The sequence below is a fragment of the Maribellus maritimus genome, assembly GCF_022267315.1.
Classification (GTDB): Bacteria; Bacteroidota; Bacteroidia; order Bacteroidales; family Prolixibacteraceae; genus Draconibacterium; species Draconibacterium maritimum.
Genome location: NZ_JAIKLE010000029.1, coordinates 57,638 through 84,116 on the forward strand (window position 1 = coordinate 57,638; position 26,479 = coordinate 84,116).

27 protein-coding genes and 1 pseudogene are annotated in these 26,479 nt (G+C 40.6%); 22 read left to right on the forward strand and 6 right to left on the reverse strand.

Annotation, left to right across the window (positions count from 1 at the left end; genetic code table 11):
- Positions 1-302 precede the first annotated feature (302 nt).
- From K5G00_RS21375 to K5G00_RS21460, 18 genes and pseudogenes are all read left to right on the forward strand, one after another.
- Positions 303-1,058 (forward strand): ParA family protein, encoded by a 756-nt coding sequence (locus K5G00_RS21375; protein ID WP_238768325.1) that lies wholly within the window; start codon positions 303-305, stop codon positions 1,056-1,058.
- Between the two features lie 4 nt (positions 1,059-1,062).
- On the forward strand, positions 1,063-1,491 hold the full coding sequence (locus K5G00_RS21380) for a DUF3408 domain-containing protein (protein WP_238768326.1): 429 nt from the start codon (positions 1,063-1,065) through the stop codon (positions 1,489-1,491).
- A 33-nt stretch (positions 1,492-1,524) separates the two neighbouring features.
- Entirely contained in the window at positions 1,525-2,271 is a 747-nt protein-coding gene (locus K5G00_RS21385; protein WP_238768327.1) for a hypothetical protein, read from the forward strand.
- 160 nt (positions 2,272-2,431) lie between these two features.
- On the forward strand, positions 2,432-2,734 hold the full coding sequence (locus K5G00_RS21390; protein ID WP_394800874.1) for a DUF4134 domain-containing protein: 303 nt from the start codon (positions 2,432-2,434) through the stop codon (positions 2,732-2,734).
- A 20-nt stretch (positions 2,735-2,754) separates the two neighbouring features.
- The gene (locus K5G00_RS21395; protein WP_262921416.1) at positions 2,755-3,084 is read left to right on the forward strand and encodes a DUF4133 domain-containing protein; all 330 of its coding nucleotides are present in this window, start codon (positions 2,755-2,757) and stop codon (positions 3,082-3,084) included.
- Entirely contained in the window at positions 3,081-5,579 is a 2,499-nt protein-coding gene (locus tag K5G00_RS21400; protein WP_238768330.1) for a TraG family conjugative transposon ATPase, read from the forward strand. The genes K5G00_RS21395 and K5G00_RS21400 overlap by 4 nt, the downstream gene beginning before the upstream one ends.
- Before the next feature lie 10 nt (positions 5,580-5,589).
- Positions 5,590-5,901, forward strand: coding sequence for a DUF3876 domain-containing protein (locus K5G00_RS21405; protein WP_238768332.1), 312 nt, complete (start codon positions 5,590-5,592; stop codon positions 5,899-5,901).
- A gap of 64 nt (positions 5,902-5,965) precedes the next feature.
- Positions 5,966-6,586 carry a DUF4141 domain-containing protein gene (locus K5G00_RS21410; RefSeq protein WP_238768333.1) on the forward strand — a complete coding sequence of 207 codons (621 nt, stop codon included), beginning with the start codon at positions 5,966-5,968 and terminating at the stop codon, positions 6,584-6,586.
- Between the two features lie 20 nt (positions 6,587-6,606).
- On the forward strand, positions 6,607-7,593 hold the full coding sequence (gene traJ / locus K5G00_RS21415; RefSeq protein ID WP_238768335.1) for a conjugative transposon protein TraJ: 987 nt from the start codon (positions 6,607-6,609) through the stop codon (positions 7,591-7,593).
- Positions 7,583-8,245: a conjugative transposon protein TraK gene (gene traK / locus K5G00_RS21420; RefSeq protein WP_449566827.1), complete on the forward strand. Its 663-nt coding sequence runs from the start codon at positions 7,583-7,585 to the stop codon at positions 8,243-8,245. The genes traJ and traK overlap by 11 nt, the downstream gene beginning before the upstream one ends.
- A 6-nt stretch (positions 8,246-8,251) precedes the next feature.
- A complete protein-coding gene (locus tag K5G00_RS21425) occupies positions 8,252-8,554 on the forward strand; it encodes a TraL conjugative transposon family protein (RefSeq protein WP_238768337.1) in 303 nt (100 codons plus the stop codon).
- A complete protein-coding gene (gene traM / locus K5G00_RS21430; RefSeq protein ID WP_238768339.1) occupies positions 8,535-9,878 on the forward strand; it encodes a conjugative transposon protein TraM in 1,344 nt (447 codons plus the stop codon). Before K5G00_RS21425 ends, traM begins: the two co-directional genes overlap by 20 nt.
- 60 nt (positions 9,879-9,938) lie before the next feature.
- Positions 9,939-10,859, forward strand: a complete 921-nt coding sequence (traN, locus tag K5G00_RS21435; protein ID WP_238768341.1) for a conjugative transposon protein TraN — start codon at positions 9,939-9,941, stop codon at positions 10,857-10,859.
- Entirely contained in the window at positions 10,859-11,443 is a 585-nt protein-coding gene (locus K5G00_RS21440; protein WP_238768343.1) for a conjugal transfer protein TraO, read from the forward strand. Before traN ends, K5G00_RS21440 begins: the two co-directional genes overlap by 1 nt.
- 4 nt (positions 11,444-11,447) lie before the next feature.
- Positions 11,448-11,909 carry a phage N-6-adenine-methyltransferase gene (locus K5G00_RS21445; RefSeq protein ID WP_238768345.1) on the forward strand — a complete coding sequence of 154 codons (462 nt, stop codon included), beginning with the start codon at positions 11,448-11,450 and terminating at the stop codon, positions 11,907-11,909.
- 10 nt (positions 11,910-11,919) lie between these two features.
- A pseudogene (locus tag K5G00_RS21450) lies at positions 11,920-12,350 on the forward strand (DUF3872 domain-containing protein).
- A gap of 372 nt (positions 12,351-12,722) precedes the next feature.
- Positions 12,723-13,382 carry a hypothetical protein gene (locus K5G00_RS21455; protein ID WP_238768347.1) on the forward strand — a complete coding sequence of 220 codons (660 nt, stop codon included), beginning with the start codon at positions 12,723-12,725 and terminating at the stop codon, positions 13,380-13,382.
- On the forward strand, positions 13,375-17,178 hold the full coding sequence (locus tag K5G00_RS21460; protein ID WP_238768349.1) for a hypothetical protein: 3,804 nt from the start codon (positions 13,375-13,377) through the stop codon (positions 17,176-17,178). Before K5G00_RS21455 ends, K5G00_RS21460 begins: the two co-directional genes overlap by 8 nt.
- A 197-nt stretch (positions 17,179-17,375) precedes the next feature.
- On the opposite strand, the gene K5G00_RS21465 is transcribed toward K5G00_RS21460, so the two are convergent.
- Positions 17,376-17,828, reverse strand: coding sequence for a JAB domain-containing protein (locus K5G00_RS21465; protein ID WP_238768351.1), 453 nt, complete (start codon positions 17,826-17,828; stop codon positions 17,376-17,378).
- Between the two features lie 342 nt (positions 17,829-18,170).
- On the opposite strand from K5G00_RS21465, the gene K5G00_RS21470 reads away from it, so the two are divergent.
- On the forward strand, positions 18,171-19,988 hold the full coding sequence (locus tag K5G00_RS21470) for a hypothetical protein (protein WP_238768353.1): 1,818 nt from the start codon (positions 18,171-18,173) through the stop codon (positions 19,986-19,988).
- 141 nt (positions 19,989-20,129) lie between these two features.
- Here K5G00_RS21470 and K5G00_RS21475 read toward each other — a convergent pair whose 3' ends face one another.
- Both K5G00_RS21475 and K5G00_RS21480 read right to left on the reverse strand, forming a co-directional pair.
- Positions 20,130-21,128 (reverse strand): hypothetical protein, encoded by a 999-nt coding sequence (locus tag K5G00_RS21475; protein WP_238768355.1) that lies wholly within the window; start codon positions 21,126-21,128, stop codon positions 20,130-20,132.
- 11 nt (positions 21,129-21,139) lie between these two features.
- Positions 21,140-21,376, reverse strand: a complete 237-nt coding sequence (locus tag K5G00_RS21480; protein WP_238768357.1) for a hypothetical protein — start codon at positions 21,374-21,376, stop codon at positions 21,140-21,142.
- A 407-nt stretch (positions 21,377-21,783) separates the two neighbouring features.
- On the opposite strand from K5G00_RS21480, the gene K5G00_RS21485 reads away from it, so the two are divergent.
- From K5G00_RS21485 to K5G00_RS21495, 3 genes are all read left to right on the forward strand, one after another.
- Positions 21,784-21,960: a hypothetical protein gene (locus tag K5G00_RS21485; RefSeq protein ID WP_238768359.1), complete on the forward strand. Its 177-nt coding sequence runs from the start codon at positions 21,784-21,786 to the stop codon at positions 21,958-21,960.
- 168 nt (positions 21,961-22,128) lie between these two features.
- The gene (locus tag K5G00_RS21490; RefSeq protein WP_238768360.1) at positions 22,129-22,452 is read left to right on the forward strand and encodes a helix-turn-helix domain-containing protein; all 324 of its coding nucleotides are present in this window, start codon (positions 22,129-22,131) and stop codon (positions 22,450-22,452) included.
- A gap of 25 nt (positions 22,453-22,477) precedes the next feature.
- Complete coding sequence (locus K5G00_RS21495; RefSeq protein WP_238768361.1) at positions 22,478-22,780, forward strand: helix-turn-helix domain-containing protein; 303 nt, start codon at positions 22,478-22,480, stop codon at positions 22,778-22,780.
- Positions 22,781-22,925: 145 nt separating this feature from the next.
- On the opposite strand, the gene K5G00_RS21500 is transcribed toward K5G00_RS21495, so the two are convergent.
- The 3 genes from K5G00_RS21500 to K5G00_RS21510 form a co-directional block, all read right to left on the reverse strand.
- Positions 22,926-24,146, reverse strand: a complete 1,221-nt coding sequence (locus tag K5G00_RS21500; protein ID WP_238768363.1) for a site-specific integrase — start codon at positions 24,144-24,146, stop codon at positions 22,926-22,928.
- A gap of 24 nt (positions 24,147-24,170) precedes the next feature.
- A complete protein-coding gene (locus K5G00_RS21505) occupies positions 24,171-25,400 on the reverse strand; it encodes a site-specific integrase (protein WP_262921417.1) in 1,230 nt (409 codons plus the stop codon).
- 329 nt (positions 25,401-25,729) lie between these two features.
- Positions 25,730-26,371: a hypothetical protein gene (locus K5G00_RS21510; RefSeq protein WP_238768367.1), complete on the reverse strand. Its 642-nt coding sequence runs from the start codon at positions 26,369-26,371 to the stop codon at positions 25,730-25,732.
- Positions 26,372-26,479: the final 108 nt, after the last annotated feature.

The following is a 26,479-nucleotide window of genomic DNA, read 5'->3' on the forward strand; positions in this document are numbered from 1 at the left end:
TTATGCAACTGATTGATGGTAGGATAAAATGGCTGAAAAATTTATTGAACAGCAGGATGTATGAGAGGCTTGTTAAAGGTCCCTTCATAAAGTTATCCGGCCAGTTGAATAATAAACAACCGGATGTGTGGACAATCATACGGACAGTTATTAAAATATTCAAACGGCCAATCGTTCAAAGAACCAAACAGGTCATGTGGCCTGACAGATGTTTTTATGCCCGGTTATCTGTCTATTTACCCAATCAGTCTGCAAATCAGAGGTATAATCAACTGTATGTATAACTTATTAAATGATTAAAAATGGAAAAGAAAAATTTGTGTATTGCCTTCTCCACTCAAAAAGGAGGGGCAGGAAAAACAACCCTGACCGTACTGGCAGCTTCATACCTGCATTACGTGAAAGGGTACGATGTGGCAGTAGTGGATTGCGATTACCCGCAGTACAGCATTGCCGAAATGCGGGAGCGCGATTTGAAAATGGCCACGGACGACGATTATTATAAGTCGCTGGCTTACGAACAGTTCACCCGGCTGCAAAAGAAAATGTACCCGGTGGTAAAGAGCCTTCCCGAAAAAGCCCCGGAAACTGCCGAAGCGTTAATGGCTAAAGGGAAATATGACATTATCTTTTTTGATTTACCAGGAACGGTCAATAAGGAAGGGGTGATTTATACCTTATCACAAATGGATTATATTTTTTCACCAATCAGTGCTGACAGGGTTGTACTTGAAAGCACGCTCCGTTTTGCTTCCCGACTGAATGACAACATTATCACTACCGGGAAGTCCAGGATTAAAGGCCTATACATGGTTTGGAATTTGGTGGATGGCCGGGAGAAAACAGAATTATACGAAGTCTATGAACAGGTTATTGCAGAACTTCACCTTCCACTTCTAAAAACCTTTCTGCCTGACAGCAAGCGTTTTCGCCGCGAGCTTCCTACATCTCACAAAGCCCTGTTCCGTTCGACCATGTTCCCCGCCAACAATGCGTTGCTGAAAGGAAGTAACCTCGATACCCTTATGGAAGAAATTTTGGAAATCATCAAAATATAAGACTATGGCCAAAACAATCAAAAAAGAGGATATAAACGAAAAAGCAATTATTGCTTCTTTCCTTCAGGACGTACCGTTAGACCATGAATCACTGATGAGTGAGAATAATGAAATTTCTGGTAAACCACCCGCCCCAAAGACGGAAACGTCTAAAGACGAAACCCGACGCAGACGTGGCAAAGAACAGGATTATGAAACGCTTTTTGTCAAAGAGTCTTCTATTACTGCCCGAACAGGCAAAATGGTTTATATCCGCCGGGATTTTCATGATACGATTCAGACCATATGCCGTGTAATCGGGAGCAACAAAGTTTCGCTATCCGGTTACATCGACAACATACTGGTTCATCATTTTGAAACTTATGGTGGTGAGATTACTCGTCTGTACGAAGAAAAGCATAAGGGAATAAACATCACTAAGATTTCAGAATAAAAATTTCGGTAGCAACTCAAATTCCAGTAACAGATGATAACCATTACACTCAATACAGTATTGTCACTGCTGGTCGCTTTTGCCATACTTTACGCGCTCTGGACGATGCACTTTTTCATTTCTGAAAACCGGCGTTTTCGGAAAGAAAACAGGGAGGCAATGTTCCGGGAACAGGACAAGAAAAAGAACAAAGGTGATATTGTCGGTAAAAGCCAGTTTGTCCTCAAGGAACGCATCCCTGTGACACAAACGGCCATAGAAGCTGACAACGAAAAAGATAAGCGGAAAGAAAATATATTTGCCCTGTCAGATGTACCCAAAGAACATTCCCGGATAATTCCAGCGGACGAACTGGACGACGTTTTCGGCGAAGTTCCTCCCGGCGAAGCCAACCCGCCACTCGACATTGACTGTCCGATGCCGGAAGAACCGGAACTGGCAGATGAAGAGGAAGAATACGAGGCCTTACAGGTTTCAGGCCGCTTGTTGGCCGAGGGAATCAGTTTTGAACAAATGGGCGAAGCCTACCGCACCGTGGTACACAATCCAATTATTACTGAAGAGAAGAAAGAAGAAACAGGACGAGTTCTTCTGCACCTGAAACATACCGACATGTTTGAAGCAATGGTTTCAGGTGAACCCGAAAGGGAGGACAGGGTCGGCGGATTAATGGATTCGTACCTGAAAGCTTTTCATCAGCGGAAAGCTGAACGGTCGGGAGAAGATAAGACTCCTGCGGTCCCTGTTCCCCGAGGGTTTGACGTCCGCAAGTATGTCTAACAAATTAAAAAATCAAAGATGAAAAAGCACGATTACGGATAGGCAAGGTTGCATTTCACACGACCGCTAAAATATCCGAAAACAAACAATTTATTTAACCGGTGCGGGGCTATAAACGCCTTGCACTATAAACAAAGAAATCAGCATGAAAGAAATGAGTATGAAAAATAAAAAAATTCTGACGTCGGCAGCTTTTATCCTGGCTGCCGTTTCAACCGCCTTCGCACAGGGCGACGGCACTGCCGGTATTACGGAGGCCACCGATATGGTGACCTCGTACTTTGATCCGGGAACAAAACTGATATACGCCATCGGCGCCGTGGTAGGGCTTATCGGAGGCATAAAAGTTTACAACAAGTTCAGCTCAGGAGACCCGGACACCAGCAAAACTGCAGCAAGCTGGTTCGGGGCGTGTATTTTCCTTATTGTTGCAGCCACCATCCTGCGTTCCTTCTTCCTTTAATAAACTACAAAGAGATCATTATGGAGTACAATATCAATAAAGGAATCGGCAAAAGCGTGGAATTTAAGGGCCTGAAGTCCCAGTACCTGTTCATCTTTGCAGCCGGGTTGCTTGCTGTGTTCGTGGTGTTTGTCATCCTCTACATGGCAGGCGTCAGCCAGTGGGTTTGTATCGGGTTCGGGGTGATTGCCGCTTCGGTGTTGGTATGGTTGACCTTCAACCTGAATGCCCGTTACGGAGAATCAGGTCTGATGAAGCTCATGGCCAAAAAACAGCATCCCCGTTACCTGATTAACCGGAAAGTTCCCCACAGCCTTTTCCAAAAAGTGAGAAAGGAGAATGCAGTATGAGGAATATCCTAAAAGCAACGACTATCGAAAGCAAGTTCCCACTGCTAAGTGTGGAGCATGACTGTATTGTCAGCAAGGAAGCCGATATAACGGTAGTTTTCCGTGTAAGCCTGCCGGAACTATTTACGGTAACTTCGCCCGAATACGAAGCCATTCATTCTGCCTGGGCCAAAGCGGTCAAAGTACTTCCCGATTATAGTGTAGTACATAAGCAAGATTGGTTTGTCCGTGAAACTTACCAACCTAAATCAGACAACGGAGAAATGAGTTTCCTCTCCCGAAGCTACGAACGTCATTTTAATGAACGTCCCTACCTGAACCATGAATGCTTCCTCTACCTGACCAAAACGACCAAAGAGCGGATGCGGATGCAAAGCAACTTTTCATCCCTCTGCCGGGGCAATATCATCTCCAAAGAAGTCAATAAAGACAATACGGTCAGGTTCCTGGAGGCTGTAGGACAGTTTGAGCGGATTATCAACGACAGCGGTTTTATTAGCCTTGTCCGGCTTAAGACCGATGAGATTGTCGGAACACCGGAAAATGCCGGGTTAATAGAGAAATACTTTTCACTTTCACTCGATAATACTACCTGTCTGGAAGATTTGGAACTGGGGGCAGATGGCCTCCGGATTGGAGAAAAACATGTCTGTCTACATACCTTGTCAGATGTGGAAGATTTACCCGGAAAGGTGAGTACTGATATGCGTTACGAAAAACTATCCACCGACCGGAGCGACTGCCTTTTGTCGTTTGCCGCTCCTGTTGGACTTTTGCTTGCTTGTGACCATGTGTATAACCAGTATTTGTTTTTGGGTGACAGTACAGAAAACCTGCGGAAGTTTGAAAAGAGTGCCCGAAACATGCAGTCGCTATCACGGTATAGCCGGGGCAATGCCATTAACAAGGAATGGATTGACCTTTACCTGAACCAGGCCCACTCGCACGGGTTGACTTCTATTCGCGCACACTTTAATGTGATGGCATGGAGCGAGGATGAGCAGGAACTAAAGCATATCCGTAACGAAGTTGGTTCTCAACTGGCATTAATGGAGTGTAAGCCCCGTCACAATACCGTGGACGCAGCTACCCTTTACTGGGCGGCAATGCCGGGCAATGCAGGCGATTTTCCTTCCGAAGAATGCTTTTATACCTTCATCGAACAGGCGCTTTGCTTTTTTACCGAAGAAACCAATTATCGCTCGTCACCATCGCCTTTTGGGATTAAGATGTGTGATCGTATAAGCGGAAAACCCATCCATCTGGACATTTCTGATTTACCGATGAAAAAGGGGATTATCACCAACAGGAATAAATTCGTGCTGGGGCCAAGCGGAAGCGGAAAATCGTTCTTTATGAACCATCTGGTAAGGCAGTACTTTGAACAGGGGACCCATGTTGTGCTTGTGGATACCGGGAACAGCTATCAGGGATTGTGTGAAATGATTCACCGGAAAACCAAGGGAGAGGACGGCGTTTATTTCACTTACACCGAAGAACACCCGATTTCATTCAATCCATTTTTTACGGACGATTATATGTTCGATGTGGAAAAGAAAGACAGCATCAAAACTCTGCTCCTGACCCTGTGGAAAAGTGAAGACGACAAAGTATCCAAAACCGAAAGCGGAGAACTGGGCAGCGCGGTATCGGCTTACATCCGCCGGATTCAGGAAAACCGGAATATCACACCCAGTTTTAATACGTTCTACGAATACATGCGCGATGACTACCGCCGTGAACTGGAAGAACGGGAAATCAAGGTTGGTCGGGATGATTTTAATATCGACAATATGCTAACCACCCTGAGGCAGTACTACCGGGGCGGACGCTTTGATTTTCTGCTGAACTCGGATAAAAATATCGACCTGTTGTCAAAACGCTTTATCGTATTCGAGATAGATGCCATAAAGGAAAACCGCGAGCTTTTTCCCGTGGTGACCATCATCATCATGGAGGCTTTTATCAATAAAATGCGCCGTTTGAAAGGCGTTCGGAAACAATTGATAGTGGAAGAGGCATGGAAGGCAATTGCTTCGGCTAATATGGCTGAATACCTGCGATATATGTATAAAACCGTCCGTAAGTATTTTGGCGAAGCCATTGTGGTTACGCAGGAAGTGGACGATATTATTTCCAGCCCTGTGGTCAAGGAAAGTATCATCAATAATTCGGATTGCAAGATACTGCTTGACCAACGCAAGTACATGAACAAGTTTGACCAGATACAGGCTTTGCTGGGACTGACGGAAAAAGAAAAATCGCAAATACTCTCCATTAACATGAGTAATGCACCCAGCCGCCGGTATAAAGAAGTATGGATAGGATTGGGAGGTGTTCAAAGTGCGGTCTATGCTACAGAAGTTTCGATGAGTGAATACATGACTTACACCACCGAAGAATCGGAAAAAATGGAAGTGATGCAGCTTGCAGGAAAACTGGACGGTGACATCGAACTGGCCATTAAACAACTTACAGAAAGCAAACAGCAATAACAGGCAGCCCATGTATTCAGAAACTACCGGGACCAATCCATTGGAAGCAAAAACTGAATTTGCAATGGACGATATAACCGGGCGATGGAAAAGCCGCGAAGGTGCGCCGGATATCCGGATATACAGAAACAGTGATAAGAAAAATGGCTGCTTCTTTATGGAGTTTGCTTTCAAAGCCGGAGAAATGTTCCGGTGTCCTGTCAAAAAACATCAGGGTATCCGGTATGTCAACCTTTACGGAGTGATGAGCCTGTCCTACAATACCGACAATGACGTACTGCAACTTTCCGCCTACGGAAAATATTACAGGGTTGAGGATTAGTATCCTGCAGGAACTAATCCCAGCCCTTTCAACCCAAAGTATCGATAAACAAAAAAGAAAGAATATGAAACGAATCTTTATAATTACGTGCATAGCACTGATTGGCTTTTCCTTCCAGTCCAAAGCACAGTGGGCGGTAATCGACCCGTCCAATCTTGTACAGAATATCCAGCAGGTGGTCAAATCTTCGTCCACCCTGACCAATATGATAAAGAATGTGCAGGAAACAGTTAAAATTTATGAGCAGGGTAAAGAATACTATGAAGCCTTAAAGTCGGTAAATAACCTGGTTAAAGATGCCCGCAAGGTAAAACTGACTATCGAAATGATTAGCGAAATCAGCGACATCTATATCACGGGTTTTAACAAGATGGTTGCCGACCCAAATTTTACGGTGGACGAGCTGGCCGCTATTTCATTAGGATATGCCCGTCTGATGGAAGAAGGGGGTGCATTGGTTACGGAACTGAAAAACATCGTAACCAGTAGTAACGGGCTTTCGATGACGGACAAGGAGCGCATGGAAGTGATTGACCAGATTTATAACCGGATGCTCGGATACCGTAATCTGACAAGGTATTACACGCAGAAAAGCATCTCTGTTTCGTTTATCCGGGCCAAAGCAAAAGCCGATACTGACAGGGTGCTGGCGCTTTACGGCAGTCCTTCGGAAAGATATTGGTAATAGGTAAAAACTTGCAAATTATGGATTTTGATAACCTGCACCAGGTTCTGAGGAACCTCTACGAAGATATGATTCCTCTTTGCGGCGACATGATTGGCGTGGCAAAGGGGCTGGCCGGACTGGGAGCTTTGTTTTATGTGGCATACCGGGTATGGCAGGCTCTGGCACGGGCTGAACCCATCGATGTATTCCCGCTGCTCCGCCCGTTTGCCATCGGGCTGTGCATCCTTTTTTTTCCAACCATTGTTTTGGGGACTATCAATGCAGTGATGAGCCCGATTGTGACGGGTACGCATAGTATTTTGGAAACCCAGACTTTTGATATGGAGGCTTACCAGCTACAAAAAGAAGAACTGGAATACGAAGCGCGTGTCCGGGAAGGGAAAGCATGGCTGGTGGATGACGAAGCCTACGACCAGAAACTGAAAGACCTCGGAATCTGGGACACCCCTGAAATCATCGGGATGTGGAGTGAAAGGTTTTGGTACGACATTAAAATGTGGTTCCGTCAGGTGGTAAGAGATTTACTGGAATTGCTATTCAATGCCGCAGCACTGATAATTGACACTTTGCGGACTTTCTTTTTGGTGGTGTTGTCCATTTTGGGTCCTGTTGCGTTTGCTTTTTCCGTTTACGACGGGTTTCAGGCAACGCTTACCCAGTGGCTTGCCCGCTACATCAGCGTTTACCTTTGGCTGCCGGTTTCCGATCTTTTTTCGGCGGTACTGGCACGCATTCAGGTACTGATGCTGGAAGCAGATATCAAACTGCTGGAAGACCCCAATTATATCCCTGACGGTTCCAACGGGATTTACATTGTGTTTATGCTCATTGGTATTATCGGGTACTTTACGGTTCCGACTGTGGCCAACTGGATTATCCAGTCGGGCGGCATGGGTAGCGCCAATCACGCCATTAACAAGACCGCAGGAAAAGCAGGAAGCTATGCCGCTGGCATGGCTGGGGGCGCTGCCGGGAATATAGGCGGCCGTCTCGTTGGGCGATAATCATAACAATCAAAAAAACAAAAGAATTATGGAATTTAAAAGTTTGAAAAACATAGAAACATCATTCCGGCAAATCCGATTTTTCGCCCTGGTATTTCTTTGTCTCTGTACCGGGATAACCATTTATTCGGTGTGGAATGCTTTCAGTTATGCCGAAGCGCAGCGGCAGAGAATATATGTACTCGACCAGGGGAAATCGCTTATGCTGGCGCTCTCCCAGGACATGGACCAGAACCGGCCGGTGGAGGCGCGTGACCATGTGACCCGCTTTCATGAACTGTTCTTTACCCTTTCGCCCGACCGGGAGGCCATTGAAACAAATATCACCCGCGCACTCTTCCTTGCCGACAAAAGTGCTTATAACTATTATCAGGACATGCAGGAAAAAGGGTACTTCAACCGGGTGGTCGCAGGGAATATCCAGCAGGTAATACAGGTGGACAGCGTGGCGTGTAACTTTTCCGGTTATCCATATACCGCTGTTACCTACGCGCGGCAAAGGATTATTCGGTCAAGCAATGTAACTGAACGCTCTCTTGTTACCCGCTGCAACCTGATTAACTCGGTCAGGAGCGATAATAATCCTCACGGGTTTACCATTGAGAAATTCGAAATCATTGAAAACAAAGACATCCGGGTTTTGGACCGGTAAAATGTTATGGCAAAAAACCAAAAAAGAATCACTGGTATCGGGGAACAGTTGGAAAACCATCTCCGACTGTGGTGCTGGAGGATTCCTCCCGGTAAAAGGATTACCGTAATACTGACCTTTCTTTCCCTTTTTGCGGGGCTTTCTCTCTACATCACTTTTTCATCCCTGTTCAGTTTCGGGGATAAAGAAAGGGAGAAGTTCAATTTCAAGCATATCGAAGGCTTGCAACTGGAATTAAAGGACAAAAGGATTAAGCCCGAAAGTTTACAACGAATAAATAAATTTCAATATGAAAGAAACAGAGATTAATAACGGGGGAAAACCGACGGTGGAAGAAAAAAAGCCGCTTTCGCCCCAGCAGTTACAAAAAAGGAAGAAAATGGTGATTTTTCCCCTTTTCTTCCTACTGTTTGCTGTCAGTATGTGGTTCATTTTTGCACCGTCAGGCGACAAAACGGAAGAGACCGGGGATGTTTTTAATACCAACCTTCCCACACCAAAGAAAAGCGGGATTATCGCCGATAAGCGGGACGCTTACCGGCAGGAGGCTATGAGGGAAAAAGAGCAGGAAAAAATGCGTTCCCTGCAGGATTTTGCTTTTATGTTAGGCGATGAAACGCCGGAAGAAAAAATATTGTCAGCTGAAACAGGACTACAGGATGTCACTGTATTTTCGGGGAACAAGGTCAACTCTTCATCTTTTAGAAACACTTCGGAAACCAGCCGGACCAGCGCGTTCCGCTCATCAACCAGTCAGTACCAGAATATCGACCGGCAATTGGGAAGCTTCTATAAAGAAACTGAACCTGAAAAAAATAGTCAGGAACAAGCGGCACTGGAAGAACGCATCGGGGAACTGGAGCGACAGCTTCAGGAGAAAAACGAAGCGGAAGAGCAACTTGCACTGGTAGAAAAATCCTATGAGATTGCTGCCAGGTACATGCCTGCTGATAAATCAGCGACAGAAACAGTAGCTGCACCTGTACGAAATTCTTCGGAAACAGAAAAGGAAACTGCGTCTATTCCGGTATCGCAGGTGTCCGCCAAAGTGGTTTCGCTTCTCGCTGCTCCCGTACCTGATTCTGTATTTATGAGAGAATATGCAAAACCCCGCAACCTGGGTTTTCATACGGTTGCCGGAAAGGAGACAGAATCGACAAAGAACACTATTAGTGCCTGCGTTGATAAAACGGTAACTATTACCAGCGGTCAGGAAGTTCAGGTACGCATCCTGGAGCCAATACATGCCGGGAAAATACTGGTCCCGGAAAATACGCTTGTGTCCGGTTCTGCCCGGATTTCGGGAGAACGGATGAACATCTCGATAACTCATATCCAGTATGCCGGGAACATCATTCCGGTTAAAATGGAGGTTTTCGATATGGACGGTAATCCGGGAATTTCGGTGCCGGGTTCGGAAGAACTCAACGCCGTAAAGGAAGTCGCTGCTAATATGGGCACATCAATGGGAAGCAGTATTACCATTACCGACGATGCCGGTTCGCAACTGCTGGCAGATTTAGGACGGAGTGTCGTTCAGGGAGCCTCACAATACGCGGGTAAAAAGATGCGGGCAGTAAGGGTTACCCTTAAAGCCGGGCACAAGGTATTACTGCTCCCATCCGGGCAGTAAACGAGATTTTTCACCACTAAAATATCCAAAACAAACAAGTTCAATTAAAACAATCAGAGTATGAAGAAAATTATTTTGATGCTTGCTTTTGCAGCAATGCTATTTGCGGTTAAAGCACAGGAAAAACCCACAACCGGGGATTATTACAACGGACTGACACGGCCGCTGACTTTCGATCGGATGATTCCACCTTATGCGCTGGAAGTAACTTTTAACAAAACGGTTCACCTAATTTTCCCGTCGACTATCCGGTATGTGGATTTAGGTTCATCGGATTTATTGGCTGCCAAAGCCGACGGCGCAGAGAATGTACTGCGCGTAAAAGCTGCCATTCGTAATTTTTCACAGGAAAGCAACCTTGCCGTGATTACCGAGGACGGGGCGTATTATACTTTCAATGTAAAATATGCCAATGAGCCGGGGAAGCTTTCTGTGGAAATGGCTGATTTTATCCATGACGGGGAGGCAGTGAACCGGCCCAATAACTCGCTGGATATTTACCTGAAGGAACTAGGGCAGGAATCACCTTTGCTGGTCAGGCTGATAATGAAATCGGTTTACAAAAACGATAAACGGGAAATCAAACATATCGGTTCCAAACGTTTCGGGATTCAATACACACTTAAAGGATTGTATGCCCACAATGGATTATTATACTTCCATACACAACTGAAGAACACTTCACACGTGCCTTTTTCGGTAGATTACATTACGTTTAAAATTGTGGATAGAAAGGTAGCCAAACGCACCGCCATTCAGGAACAGGTGATATATCCCCTCCGCGCTTACAACAATGTTCAGGAAATAGGGGGTAAAACTACCGAACGCACAGTTTTTACACTACCTAAATTTACTATCCCCGATGATAAACATTTGTTAGTGGAATTACATGAAAAGCAAGGCGGTCGGCACCAGTCATTTTTTGTGGAGAATGCAGATTTGGTTCGTGCTAAAGTGATTAACGAATTGAAAGTGAAATAATGAGAGCGGCCATAATTTTAATAGTAGTAGTGTTGTGCTTTGTCCTCAGTGACAGGGCACACGCCCAGCGTGCCCTGCCGGGGATGCAGGGTTTGCAAATAACCGGAGGAATGGTTGATGGGATTTATTCAACCGATAACAACAATGAATCAGGGTATTACTTTGGTACAGCGATGGCAACCTATGGTAAAAACGCCAACAAATGGGTTTTTGGAGCGGAGTATTTAAGACGGAATTACGCTTATGAAAGCGGGATTATCCCGGTGGAACAGTTTACCGGCGAAGGTGGTTTTTACTATAATTTTCTGTCAAGCCCAGGCAAAACAGTTTGCTTTTCTATTGGAGCTTCTGCATTGGCAGGATATGAAACCGTAAATCGTGGAGAAAAACTACTCAACGACGGGGCCACCCTTCAAAATGATGATGGGTTCGTTTATGGCGGTGCGATTACGCTGGAAATGGAGAGTTACCTAACCGACCGGATTGTATTGCTTTTGACAGGTCGGGAACGGATGCTCCGGGGAACAACAACCGGGCATTTTCATGCGCAGTTCGGAATAGGATTGAAATTCATAATCAATTAGCCCTATGAAAGAGAACGATGAATGGTACACTCCAGCGGAGATTATCCGCTCGTTGGGCGATTTTGATTTAGACCCGGCTACTTCTGTGGAAGCCTACCGGTTAAATCAATCGGCAAAGCATATTTATACTTTAGAAGAAGACGGACTGAAACAGCCTTGGAATGGCAGGGTCTGGCTGAACCCTCCTTACTCCAATCCTCTTGCAAAAAGGTTCCTTGAAAAGATGGCAGAGCATAACAACGGTATTGCCCTGGTCTTTTCCAAAATTGAGGCGAAATGGTTTCACGATGTGGTACTTGGCCACGCAACGGCTGTAAAATTTCTCTACGAAAGAACCCGTTTTTTCCGGCCTGACGGGACAAAGGGCATGCAGCCCCGGAACGGGTCGATGCTTGTGGCCTATGGCATTGAGAATGCTGTGATACTAATGAACAACACGCTGAGAGGCAAATTTGTATTCCTTTAAAAATATTCAAATGGAAAAAATAAAAAGAACACTTATAATAGTGACAAGACTGGCAGCATTGGCGCTGCTGGTCGGTGCCTGTAATGACACGCTGGAAGTATTTCAGGCGTATAGTTTTGATTTGGTTACCATGCCGGTACAGGAAGCCTTCGAGAAGGCGAAATGGCAGAAATACGCTGTACTTTAGCTCGGGAAGGCGAATATAAAAATGCGGAGTTTTTTATCCGTATGTTCCAACCGGACGGCGAAGGCGAGTTGAAAATGGATAACGGCACGGTATTCCTGCCAAACGATTTGTACCCGCTCAAAAAAACAGAATTCAGGTTGTATTATACCTCACACTGTTCCGACCAGCAAACAATCGATGTTTATATTCAGGATAATTTTGGTCAGGTGGTGCAGAAAACATTCAGCTTTCAAAATAAAAACACTGACCAATAGATTCTAAACAAATTAAAGCGGAGAGGTGATTCGGATTATTGGTAATTCAATCACCTCTTTTTTTGCAAGAAAGCGCTACTCGTTCAGGGTAGTTTTACATTTTAAAGAACGGGTAGAAACATTGGTCACAATGTTTTTATGTGAGGTATTAATATCTTGCAGGTAGAACCTATGATGCTAAAAAAAGATTAAAAACGTGAGATTCAATCAGTTTTATGTTTAATTTTATACACAAAACCATAACTAATGACTCTACAACCGACAAATACTAAATATAAAATAGAAAGACCTTATAATAAAAATTTATATGAGTTTTTTTCGTGTATGCAGATTAGTTATCGGTCATTTTAAAACTAAACTAAACCACATATAATGCTATTAGAAAAAAAATATTTAAAACTTGGTGAAACATATTTGAAATTTGATTTTGAATATAATGAGTCAAACATTCTTTTAATTAAGGAAATAATTTTAACCAATTTCTCCGAATTAACACAACTCAAGAGTTTAAAAAGAGATGACCTTAAAATCTCAATAGAATTTGACGAAGGTTCCTTAAAAACACGAATAAAATTTTGGGGTGCGCTGATAACAATTTATATTGGAATTGGACAATATGGGTCATTCCGAGCAGGATTGAGAGAAATAGAAAAAGATATGCGTACTCTGTCTGAAAACATTATTGAAAGAATTGACCATAATCCAAATATTAATTCAGAAAATATTATCAGAACCGAAAAAAGAACTGGCTTAACCGGTAAGCTTAAAAGAATTCTTAATCGCCTTGAATATTTGTATGGAAATACACATGATTTATCCCCTAACCAATGGCAAGAAGAAATATTTAATTTAAAACAAGAAATTTCTAATATCCTGACTCTTTTAGAAGCTCAAGAGCAAGAACAATTCTTAAACGAGATTCCAAATGAGTTGAGAGAAAATTTACCTCAACCAGAGAATAGGAAGGTAAATTTTTATATGAGCAAGTATGCGATAAAGCCTGAAGATATTGTTGAATTTATAGATGAATAGTAATATGAAACTCGTCTCAAGAAATCATTTAGAAGATTGGGCAAAAAGGATAGACTCAAAAGGAGATTTACCATATTTAATTTCAAGACTTGTGAGAGCAACAACTCCTATGAGCACACAATCCGATATTCCTTCTGGTAGCACTGCTTATATAGGTGGCTGGGATGGTATTGTAACTTGTGAAGAAGATACAGCATATGTTCCCAAAGGGACTTCATTGTGGGAATTTGGAACGGAAGCAGATAACAAGGGTAAAGCTGATGATGACTACGACAAAAGAACTGCTAACTCCTTAGGATATTCTAAACAAGAATGTGTTTTTATTTTTGCTACTCCTCGATATTGGAAAAAAAAGGACAAATGGATTGAGGACAAGAAAGCCCAAGGAATTTGGAAAGATGTAAAAGTATATGATTCTTCTATTTTAGAACAATGGTTGGATATTGCGTTGTCAGTTTCAAGATGGTTTTCAAGTTTAATTGGAAACTATCCTTTTGATGGCTTAATGACAGCGGATGAATTTTGGGAGGAGTATTCAATCGGTCCCAATGGATTGGTATTAGCACCGGAAGTCATTACTTCGGGAAGAGAATTTGAAAAACAACAATTATTAAATATCCTTAAAGGTCAAGCCAGTATTAAAGCCATAAAGGCCTCGACTAAAAATGAAGCAATTGCATTTATAATAGCATCTGCAAAACAGTTTGACAAAGAAGAATCTGAAAGATTTTTTTCAAAGTCATTGATTATTGATACAGAAGGTAACTTTCGTGGCATTAGAATTAATACAGCAACAGCCTTAAACCTAATTCCAAGATTCGAAGAAACACAACCTTTGTATTCTGCTGTTTCAAAAGGACATCATGTACTAGTTCCATTAGGGGCAGATGATAACTTCAATCAAGAGATAATAGTATTACCAACTATTGATAGAGATGGACAAATAAATTCATTAATAAAAAGTGGTATTTCTAAAGATGATGCTGAAAAGTTTTCAAGAGAATCAGGGAGGAATATAACAATACTGAAAAAACTAATAGGATTCCCACATTCAAAAGCTAAATGGCTCGAAACCGAAGAAATTCGAGAAATAATACCTGCACTTATTTTAGGGAGATGGAATGAGACCTATGAAGGAGACATAGAACTTATTGAAATTTTATCCAGCCAAAAATATTCTGACTATTTGGCTATTTTAAATAAATGGAAAAACTTTGAAGAATCCCCCATCCTTCAAATTGGTGAAACTTGGCGATTAGTTTCTCCATTAGATTTATGGACAACTCTTTCAACATCTCTAACACAAATTAATCTACAACAATTACAGGAGTGCTTTTCATTAGCATATAAAGATGGTAATCCGCTTATAGAACCAGAAAACAAAGATGATTTTATAAGTTTTTACAATAAAAAACGGCGATTTTCTAATTGGGCAAGGGAAGGACTTACTCAGTCATTAATATTAGTTGGCCGATTTGGTGACGGATTAAATATGCCAAACCAATCAAATCATCAATTGTGGGTTGATAAAATAATTCATGAATTATTATTTGACTCAAATGGTGATTTATGGATTTCTGTTGACCATGAACTTCCACTAATTTCGGAAGCTTCACCCTTGAGTTTTTTAAAGGCAGTAAAAAATTCTCTTTCTAAAGAATATCCTGAGATTATGGATATGTTCAAAGAAACTGACGATTATTTTGGTTCATCAAGTAGCCACACCGGCCTATTATGGGCATTAGAAGGTTTAGCATGGGTGCCGGAATATTTAAGAGATGTTGGATTAGTATTACTTAAACTTGCAAGATTAGACCCTGGTGGCAATTTATCAAATCGCCCAATCAATAGTATAACAGAAATATTTAAAACTTGGCACTATCAAACTTTAGCTCCATTTGAGGAGAGAATGGAAGTTTTAAAATATATTACAGATAAAGAGAAAGATAAAGGATGGACGTTATTAATGCGAATGTTACCCGAAAGCCATGGAACGGCATTCCCTACACACAAAATGCGATGGAGAATCTTTGATAAGAATACTAATTTAAATTATACATATCCAGAAATTTGGGATACACATACTTTTGTATTAACTCTATTGTTTGATTTGTTTGATTATGACGAATTTAAATTCTCCCAACTTTTAGATGATTCGGTTAATTTATCCCCAAAAGATAGAAATAGAGTATTAGAATGGGCAGAAAATAATTATTCTAAAGTATACCAAAAACAATATGAGACATGGCATACACTTAGAAAATTGCTTAGTCATCATAGGACATATCCAGATACAGATTGGGCACTGGAAGAAAAAGAATTAGAAAAATATGAGCAACTTTATAATAAACTAACGCCAAAAGATGCAATTAATAAGAATATCTGGCTCTTTAATGATTATTATCCAGCTCTTCCTGAGGGATTAAAAGATGATGCGACAGATTCTGAAAAGAAATATGAACAAAGACAAAATAGAATAAATCAATTAAGAATTGAAGCAGTTAAAACCATTATTGATGAAATAGGTTTAAAAAGGAGTGTTGAATTGCGTAACTCAGTAAAAGAGTCGTCTACTTTAGGTGAAGCATTTTCAGAAGTGATTAAAGATGAAGGTGATGTTTTAACTGTTTGCGAGTGCCTACAAGACTCTACTAATACAATTAGATTTATTCATGGATTTGTATTCAGAAAAGCGATAACGGAAGGTTTAGATTGGATAAAACAGTTAGTAATAAAATTGCTAGCCAAAGGATTTGGTCCAAAACCGATTTCACATATTTTAATCCCCTTAAATCAAAATTCAGAATTATGGACGTACATATTAACTCTTGGAGATGAAATTCAAGCAGAATATTGGCAAAATGTGAATCCACATTTTTACCATATTCCTGATGAGGATAAAATTTATGGTATAGAAATGCTGATTAAATACAATAGATATTATTCAGCAATTGATATTAGTGCCCATTTCTTAAATATAATATCTACTGAACTCTTGTGTGCATTATTAAAAAAAGCAGCTACGGAAGATTCAAAAGAGCCTTTTAAAAATATTGGTTATGAGATTGAGAAGACTTTTAAAGAACTTGATAATAGAACAGATTTAGACAAATCAATTTTAATAAATCTGGAATGGCTTTACCTTCCTATACTTGATTCTTATGGCAATAAAAGAAGCCCTATCATTTTACAAGAAGAATTAGCTAAGAATCCTGAGTTTTTCGTCGAGGTTATTAAGTGGGTTTATGTTCCAAAAGACAAAAAAAAGATAGAAGAAGAAAGAAAAGATATCTCGGATGAGATAATACAAAATAGAGCTAAACAGGCATATCATTTACTTCATTCATGGAAAAAGATACCAGGGATGAAATCTGATAATTCTATTGATAAAACAGAATTACTTGAATGGATTATAAAAGCTAGAGAAATAGCTAAAAAAGCTAGTAGATTGGAAGTTGCAGATATTCACATTGGTCAGGTTTTAGCTCAGTTTCCTGAAAACATTCCGGAATGGCCTCTAGAAGTGATTTTTGAAGTTATTGAGGAGATTAATTCTGAAAGTATGAAAAGAAATTATTCTTCAGCCCTTTTTAATAAAAGAGGTTCATCCACAAGGGGACCTTTTGAAGGTGGAAATATTGAAAGAGGACATGCAAAATACTTTGAGAACTTGGCGAATGACTATAAAAATAAATTTCCTAATGTATCAGAAATATTTAAACGTTTGTCAGAAGGCTATTTAATCGATGCTAGACGAATGGATGAACAGGCAGAAAGAGACAAACTGGAATATTAAGCAACAAATTAAGAAAATAGGAAGCAAAAGGAAAAAAGGAACCTCTAACAACAAAAGCTAATATTTGTTTCATTTTGCCAACTTTTCGAAGGACGTTAGACTGTTACGCACGGTTTTATAGGAGACTTTTGATTCTATTTGTTCCAGATAGTTAGCTTTTTATAAATTAAAATAATAGCATTCGACCAAAAAAAGGGCTACAAAAGCCCTTCATCAGCAAAGCTCATGTAACCTTCACCTGTTATAATTAAGTGGTCTAAGAGTAATAGACCAACGGCTTTACAGCCTTCTTTCAGTTTTTGAGTAATTGTTATATCTGCCTGGCTGGGTTTCCGGCTGCCACTTGGATGATTGTGAGAAAGCATTACCGAGGAACAGTTCGCTTTCAAGGCTGTTTGCAGAATAATCCGTATATCAACCACAGTACCGTCGAGCCCGCCTTTGCTAACACAGCTTATTCCCAATACCCGGTTGGCACGGTTTAGGAACAATACGTTCACTTCCTCGTGGTGTTCCATACAATCTTTATGCGCCTCGGCAAATATCTGCGAAGCATCTTCTGAACATTTAACGACAAAACGTTCTGAAGCTTTTACGTTGTCTTTATACGACACTGTAATTTCCGGAATGGAGAAATAATTAACTTTCATAATGCAAAAATTTTAATGGTTCAACACTAATTTTTTGCTTTCACCATCACAGGTAATCAATGACTTCGCGCAAGGTTTTTGCAAATAATACTACCCGCAAGTGTGGAGATTGTTTGTAAAACCCGGAGGGCATGACCTTGCAGCTTGTCAGTGATTTAACTGTATTTTTGCCGAAAAATTAGAGGAGAGAAACTAATTTAAACCGTAAATACAGTACCGATAATATTATGGTTGATTTGAAGAATTGAAGAACAAGTCCTATGGGGTTAGACACTTTAATTACTGTTATTATAAAATAGAAAATCATCCTATTTTTATACTCAATATCCCATCATACTAATAATGAGAAAAAAATACAATAACAAGCAAATAGAAGATTGGGCGACTATAGCCGTCAAAGACTGTTTGTCGATGACAGATACCCTTAGCCAATTTATAAAAGAGAATGATAAAACTCCTTCATGGGATGGTGAAGTTTTAATCTATAAAAGCAATAGAACTGATAAAAAGGATATTATCGGTAAAGTTACGGTTCAGGTTAAAGGAGAAATGGCCGATAATATCAATAGAGAAGAATGCTCTTTCTCTGTTGATATGACTGACCTGGTTAATTATAAAAACGATGGGGGGACTATTTATTTTGTCGTGTTAATAGATAAAAAGAATCCAAGCAAAAGAAAGGTCTTTTATGACACATTAACACCCTTAAAGATTGATTATTACATAAAAGGGCATAAAAATCAGAATTCGCGGGTCATAAAACTAAAAAGGCTTCCTGTGGATAAATATTCAATTCAAACAATTTTTTATAATTTTTATCAGGACAGTAAAAAACAACATAGTTTCAGTAATATACCTCCAATTAAATTGAGAACATTGTCATCAAGTAATGACATTGTAGAAATTACATCAAGTCTGACTATTTTTTCACCTAATAAGAAGCTTTCATCTCCTATACAGACATTTTTAAATAATGAAGTCTATTGGTATGCGAAAATTGCAAATAGCCCTATTCTTCACCCTATTGAATTGGTTTCTGAAATGAAAGTGGTTTCCAAAGATGGATTTCCTCCAATCTTTGTTAATGGGGATAGATACGACAACTATATGTCCGAAACACAAACAAAAGATGATATTACCATCCAGTTTGGAGAAAGTACGACGCTAGTTTTTATAAAGAATGGAAAGGGAGCCAGACTGGATTACAGACTGACTGGTATGCTGAGAAATAGGATAAAGGATCTTAATTTTATAATAAGCATAATAGAAACTGGAGTAATTGTTTTTGGGGAAAATAAAAAGGTGAATTTAGGACAAATACACGCTAACACCCCTTTTGACATCATTTCTGCCAAAAAGCAATTAGAGTCATATAAGCGTATTGAGCAATTTTGGAAATCATTGCAAGTTAAGGTGGATTTTGATATCGGGAATATTGATTCTAACTCGAGTTTAGAGGAGTTGTATCTATTAATGAAATCAATTAATGGCAAGCAAGCCATTCACATTAATCTAGATGGAGAACATACCGGATATTTACTTCATAAAAGTATGTCAAACTTCCAAATTTTACTTTTTTTGGATGCCGTTGACAAAAAGAAGTCCTTATACAAAGTGTATAACTTTTTTGATTATAAGGGGATTTTTAAAGTTGCGAGAGGTAATACAGAATACATCGCGTCCCACTACTCAGTATTATCTCCAGATGATTATATCGAATTGTCAAATATTGATCTTTCAAAAATGCTTCCGTCATATAAAATACTGACTGATAGAAATGTAAACATATTTGAAGCTGCAAATTATGATTTACTAAATCTATTATTTGCTTATGACAAACATACTGACCATCCTATTGAGATTCATAACACAGCCAAGGAGATAGCTTCTTGGCTTCTAAATGAAAGTGCAGATAATTTACATGCTGAAATAAAAATGATTAATTATCTACAAACAATAAAACGAGAAAGAGAGCTCTCCGCAGAGGAAAACAAAAGACTATATGAAATTTCAGAAAATGAAAATAGTAGTTTAATGTTCAAGTTGGGAGCTAATTTATTGCTTGAAAACCATAAAGTAGCAAGAATACAATTTGAACAGCTTTGCGAGCAAGACCAAGAAGCATTTCGATCTTTTCCTATCTATAAGTTTTGGAAATAATTGGTTTTTAACCTAAAAAGTTAAAGGGAGAAACCATCATTAAAGGGCTTTTTGTTACTTTTTCTCCGCTCAGGTGACCGGCTCATGGAAAAAGTAACAGGCGGTAAAATCCGCCTGTCTGTTTACTTCATCTGTTTTGTTTTAATCCAATCCGAAATAGCAGGCTAAACGCTGTTCTTTTGACTTGGGAAATATCCAACCTGCGATTTTTTCCCCCTTAAAAGTCAATCGGTTGTTAAACCGTCCGCCCATTGCTTTGAGTTCGTCTTTAATTGGCTTGGTATTTCCGAAAACAGCGACCGCTTTGGCTGAATATTCCACCATGGTACAATTGGCTTTATCTTCCATGGGGGTATCAGACGGTGTTCCATTCGGCTTATTAATGTGTATGTTATCTTCGTTCCCTGCGATGTATGCGAATTCCTCAATTGTTCTGGAACGATCATATACAGGCACTTTTTCAATTATCCACCCGTGATATTTGCTTTCTCCCAGATAGTAACCTGCACCCATGCTGTATTTTTCCCGGTGTTCGTAATCCTTATTGAATTCCGAGAGGTAAGCCGTTTCTTCGAAATTGGGGGCATGTTTGCGCATCTCCGAAAAAATGTCCCTTTTGTGTGTAGAAAAACCTAAAATGACGGTGCGCTGTGTGCTGCTTGCAAAGTAGTCGGTTTGCATATCGCTTTCATCCTGCTTCAACCTTGCCACAATAACAGCCTGTGCAGCTTCGGGGAATATATCGGTGAAGCGTCTGCGACCGACCTGTTTTACTTCGCTAATCCTTATCCGCTCTATTTCGGCTTCGTCCTCCTCTGCTTTGGCTTTCGATTGTGCTTCCTGAAGGAGTATAGCCACTTCAAACGCATCCATAAATTCCGGTTTTACATCATCGTAATACCTGCCAATGCCGAATTTTTTTGATAAGGGGTTTATTATGTCGGTCCTGTCCAAAGCTTTGGTGTCGGTATTGATTAGATGATACATAAATCCCCGGTTGTTGATGTGTTCCACTTTGTAAACCACATACCGGGATTCGCTCATCGCATAACCATAACCGATAACAACCTGATTTTCTTTTACCACCTGTACTTCGGTATCGGTGGTAGTTTTTCCGAATAGTGAATAATACTTTGCCATTGTTTTTACTATTAAAAGATTAATGAAACCAGCAAAGCCAGAATGATTATGAGAACGACAAGGGAGACAAGACAGGAAGCCAGTTGTTTAATAACTGCCCAACCGAGGTATAAACCCAAGAGCACCCAGATAAACCCTGTTCCCCAAACATAGAAACCCAATGCTATCAGAGCGATTTTCACAACCAGTTTTATGTTGGTTGGAAGGTAGGTAGATCGTTGTTTCCTATTTTTTACTGTGCTTCTCATAATTTCTGACCTTTTTTTTATGCCGTATCGGAGCCGGTGAGGAGTGACCGTGTTTCAGGGGCATGGGAAAGTAGTGTTTAGCCGATGTCAAATTTTTTGTGGGAAATACACTCATCAGAAAGGAAAGAGGAAGATTTTCCGCAAAACCGTCAGGCTTGAATTTGCGTCGGCGTTAAGAACACGGAAATACTTTCGCACCTGAATGCGGTTGCTCTGAACCGCCATCGGCATACTGTTGCAAGAGGGAAGAAATTATACAGGGAGAAGTGCAGTAAAAACTAAACTGTTTCAATTCGTGGTTTAATGGTATAACCGCATAAGCAAGCGGGATTTATCCGACTTCATTTAAATCATTCTTTTTCAGAAATGAAGATTTCTCCAATTTGTAATGAACTAATTTTTAGGATATGATAGCGAATAAATCGGAAAACGATGGTGGAAGCAGAATTTCACCGGAACGGGCAATCAAACTTTTGAAAGAAGATGGAATAGATGTTACCATTGAGCAGGCGAAGGTTATACTTGATTTTATGTACGAAATGGCAGAAATTATTGTGGACCAATTCCTCGATTCCCCACAATAATTTCACGATGAAATAACTGACAGGTTGAAAAATACATCACTCAGCCTGAGAGGACAATAAACCGCCACCGGTGTGACAAATGCTGCCAACTTGCTTTAAATCAGCAGGAGTACCTGTTGTTTTGCTTTATTTTGGGTGAAGGAAGAAAAACTTAAAAAAACAATAGCAATGGAAATCGTAAATATAGATGCAGAAACATTTGAAAGAATGCTCACGAAGTTTGAAACCTTCGCCACAAAAATGGAGCAACTTTACCGGCAACATAGTACCCACGATATAGGCGAATGGCTGGACAACCAGGATGTTTGCCTGTTGTTGAATATCTCGCCAAGGACACTACAAACACTCAGGGACAACGGAACGCTTGCTTTTTCACGTATCAGCCATAAAATCTATTACAAAGCGGAAGACGTGGGAAAGATTCTGCCGATAATAGAGGGTAAACGCCAACAGCATGCCCGTAAACGAAGAATGGCCGTAAAAAAAGTATGATTGTGAATTTTTAAAAATCAGGATTATGGGCAACCAGTTAATTACATCGGAAAATGATGAAAGGGTAAAATCATTCTTTCAAACATTGGAACGTATTTCCCGGCTAATGGGAGATATGTTCGCTTCCCGAAAACCTGAATTAAACGGGGAAAGTTTTTACACTGACGAGGAATTGTCGAAGAAATTGAAAATCAGCCGCCGGAGTTTACAGGACTACCGAAATGAGGGACGAATTTCTTATGTAAAATTGGGAGGGAAAATACTTTATCGGTCTTCTGACGTTGAGAAAATGTTGCATGACGGGTATCGGGAGCGATTTAAAAAATAGAACATATCGGTTCCTGTTCTCCTTTTTTCTTGTGGAAGATGTTCCTATCAATTTGTACCCGGGAGAATGTTGTAACAAAAATGGCAGGCTATAATTATTACAGCCCGCCATTTTCCATCTCTGAAAGATTGACCAGAATTACCTGTCAGTGCTCATTTTCGGCAGTTTCCGCTTTCCCAATTAATCTTCTTCGTGTTATCAGTTTATCCATATCTTCCGAGATTTTATCATCAGTTACTTTGGCATAAACCTGCGTGGTTGAAATATTGGTATGTCCCATCATTTTGCTGATACTTTCGATAGGAACGCCGGATGAAAGCATTAATGTCCCGAACGAATGCCGTGCCATATGGTAACTGAGGTTTTTCGACCTTCCCATGATAAAGCCTATTTGATGTACTTCGGGCCAAATCATATCACGTTTTGGCAAAGGAAAAACAGGTTGCGTATCATCGCTTGCATTGTAAAGCGCGAGTATTTGCAAAGCTGCCGGGTGCAGCGGTATAAAAGCTTCCACTTTGGTTTTTGCCCTGTTTATGCGGATAAATACCCGTCCTTCTGCTGTTTTTCCGATATGGCGTGGGTACAGATTCCGAATATCAACATATGATAGCCCGGTAAATACAGAAAAGATAAATGCCCTTCTTATCAATTCCTTGCGCTGGTCAGGCATGGGGTTTCCCATAAGCCATTGGAGCTCATTTCTGCTGATATGCCTGAGTTGGGGTGGGGCTTTCTTTTCATATTTAACATCTTCTATGGGGTTTGCCCTTAGTATCCCCTGGTCAACAGCAATGTAGATAAGCCGGTTCAGCCAGCGAAGGCAATGGTTTATATGGCTTGACTGGTATCCCAAATCCTGCTTCAGAAAGTCTTTGAACGAGTTACCAAACCGTTCTGTAATATCGGTAAACAAAATATCGTTCATCCCCAGCGAAGCAACAAAATCGCTAAGGTTCTTGTGGGTAAGCTTCGATTGATGGTAAGAGGACTTAGAATTAATAACCTTGGAACGTACCCTCAGCCGTTCCCGTTCCACTTCTCCTGCCTGTAACAGGTTTACCGCTACCATATCCGGTTTTGTGATGGTATTTTTGAGCAATACGGCACTGATAACGCCCTGTTCTTTGATGATGTCTTCATAAGCATGCTCCACCCGTTGCTGGAATTCCTTTAAAAGGTTGTTATCCCTGATAACCGCAATTTCCTGTTGCTTACTGTCCCAATCTTCTGGACGGCAATAAATACCGGTGGTTACTGTACTGTTCTTACCGTCGATACTGATACGGCACATAATGGCCGTAGTTCCGTCCGCTTTTACTTTGCTGCGGTTGATATAAAATAATATTGAAAATGTACTGCGCATAACGATTCGTTTTTAATGTTAGAATTAAAGTTTAAGTGATAAATCCTGTGTTGCTACTATAAAGCTGTCCATGTCTTCGAAAAGCTTTTTTGGGGTTACACGGGCATAAATTTGTGTCGTTTTTATGTCCTTATGTCCAAGCATCCGGCTGATGGTTTCTATCGGTACACCGGCTTCGAGCGTAATGAGCGAGGCGAACGAGTGCCTGCCCATGTGGTAGGTCAGTTTGTCTTTCATGCCGGTAAGCACACGTAGCCCTTGCAGGTTTTGGCGTAGTGACGTGTAGTTGATATGAGGGAAAAGTGTTTCCCTTGTTTCATCCTTGTACTTTTCTATCAGCTCAATGGCTTCAGGCAATAGTTTTACACGGCTAAGCCTACCGTTCTTTTGTCGGTAATATTTAAGCCACAGGTCGTTGTTATTGTCTGTTTGCAGGTTTTCTTTGGAAACAGAAACAGTGTCAGTATAGGCAGTTCCGGTATAACAGGCGAACAGGAACAAGTCCCGGGTAAGGATATGGGAATATTGGGTGTCGGGGATTATCAGGTCGCGGATTTTTTCAAAATTTTCCTTGCTAAGCGATTTAGGCGTACTTAGTTTTTGCTTTGGGATACTGAAGTGGGCAAAATAATGTTTGTCCGAATGTCCTTCCTTGTACGCAATTTTACAAATCTTTTTCAGGATACACAGGTAGTGGCGCAGCGTTTCGTTGCCCAGTTTCTTGTCCAGGACAATAAAATCCTGATAGTCGCGGATAAACTGTTCGGAAAGTTGCCCAAAGGCAAGGTCGGTTACGTTGAATTCTTTTTTGATGAATTCTGCCACGGTTTGACGGGTGTAGAGGTAATGGGCAATTGTTTTTGGAGAGCGGTCAACCCCGATGCGTTTGCGAAACCTTTCGATAAAACAGTCCATGAGTTGCAGCAAAGTCATTTGCGTCCCCATGTTCCCCTGGAACATATTTTTTATGTCTGTGGCATCAAAAAACTGTTTGCGCCCCGCAAGTGTATCGTATGCCGAATGGACTACAAGTAGAAGTTTTTCCAGTTTTGCATTTACCGATACGGCCTCATGGCTTTTGCCGTTCAGTCGGCTTTCTCGTGGGTTCCACAGTCTGGGGTTGCAGGATAGTTTACAACTGAACTGTGCCATGGAGCGGTTTAGGGTGATGCGCCCCATAATGGCTGCTTTGCCCCCTTTGTCGGGGCTGCTCTTTTTGAGGTAGAGCAATACCTTGAATCTTTCAATTTTCATACGCTTATTTTTATGGGTAAAATTACCCGTTATATAAGCGCCCTTTGTTATGCAAAATACTGTGAATCAGTGAATAATATTCCGGTTTTCATTTCAGCAACCTGCTACTGGTTACCAATCTGGTGTTTGGTAACTGCCGGTTAACGCTTTGGTAACTGAAAGACTGCAATATTCTGCCGAAATCTGTTAACCCACGAAATGCAAAAAGAAGAAAATATACTCATTTTAAACTTGTTACGTTCTATCTGCACTACTCTGTTTTGACCTGCTTTTGCTTTGTTTTTTAACAAACCCCGCAATGCAATTTACAATTTGTTATGGGCTGAACTTTATTCATTTAGATATCGTTTTACTTTCTTTTCCACCGATTCCTCAAGTGTCAGTAAAAATACCGCAGCCCAAAGTCGGTCGTTACTATTATTAAAATCAAAGTCTTTGTTGTTAGATAAGAATCCTGCAACGATGGATGGAGACAAACTTCCCGAAATTTCAATCGCACCGTAAAAGTCCTTATAATACTCATTATTTTTTCCAAGGTCATGAATAAATTTCACAAAGTCTCCAGTATTATTTAAGTCAATTGAAACAAAGTTTTCAGGATTATACAAGGTCGTATCTCTCGTTTTTACAATTCTTGAAGTCGTTGATTTAAACCATATTTTATTGAATACTGTCGAGTCAATACTGAATAGAAAGTTATATTTCATTTCTTCGTCAAAAGCCCATTCCAAATTACCATTAGCTGCATTTTCGTGAAGTAAGTCAAGATATTGGTGATAGGCTTTTTCAATCTCTTTTGATTTAGTTTTTGATAGTACTAAACTGTCAACAACCGAAACAATTTTGACCAATTCTTTTTTCTCTTTTTTGTCAAAGAATTTCTCAATTTGCTTTGAATCTAAATCATTTTGTCCAATACATGAATTAGCAAAAATCGTGATTGTTGAAAATATTAAAATTAGTTTATGCATCTCTGTTTTAGTTTGTCTAGTCCTAGAATACGGCTACAGGTTAAACATTGTATTAAGCAACATCATTAAACACCGTATTTGGTGTTTTATACCTTAAAGATAGATGAA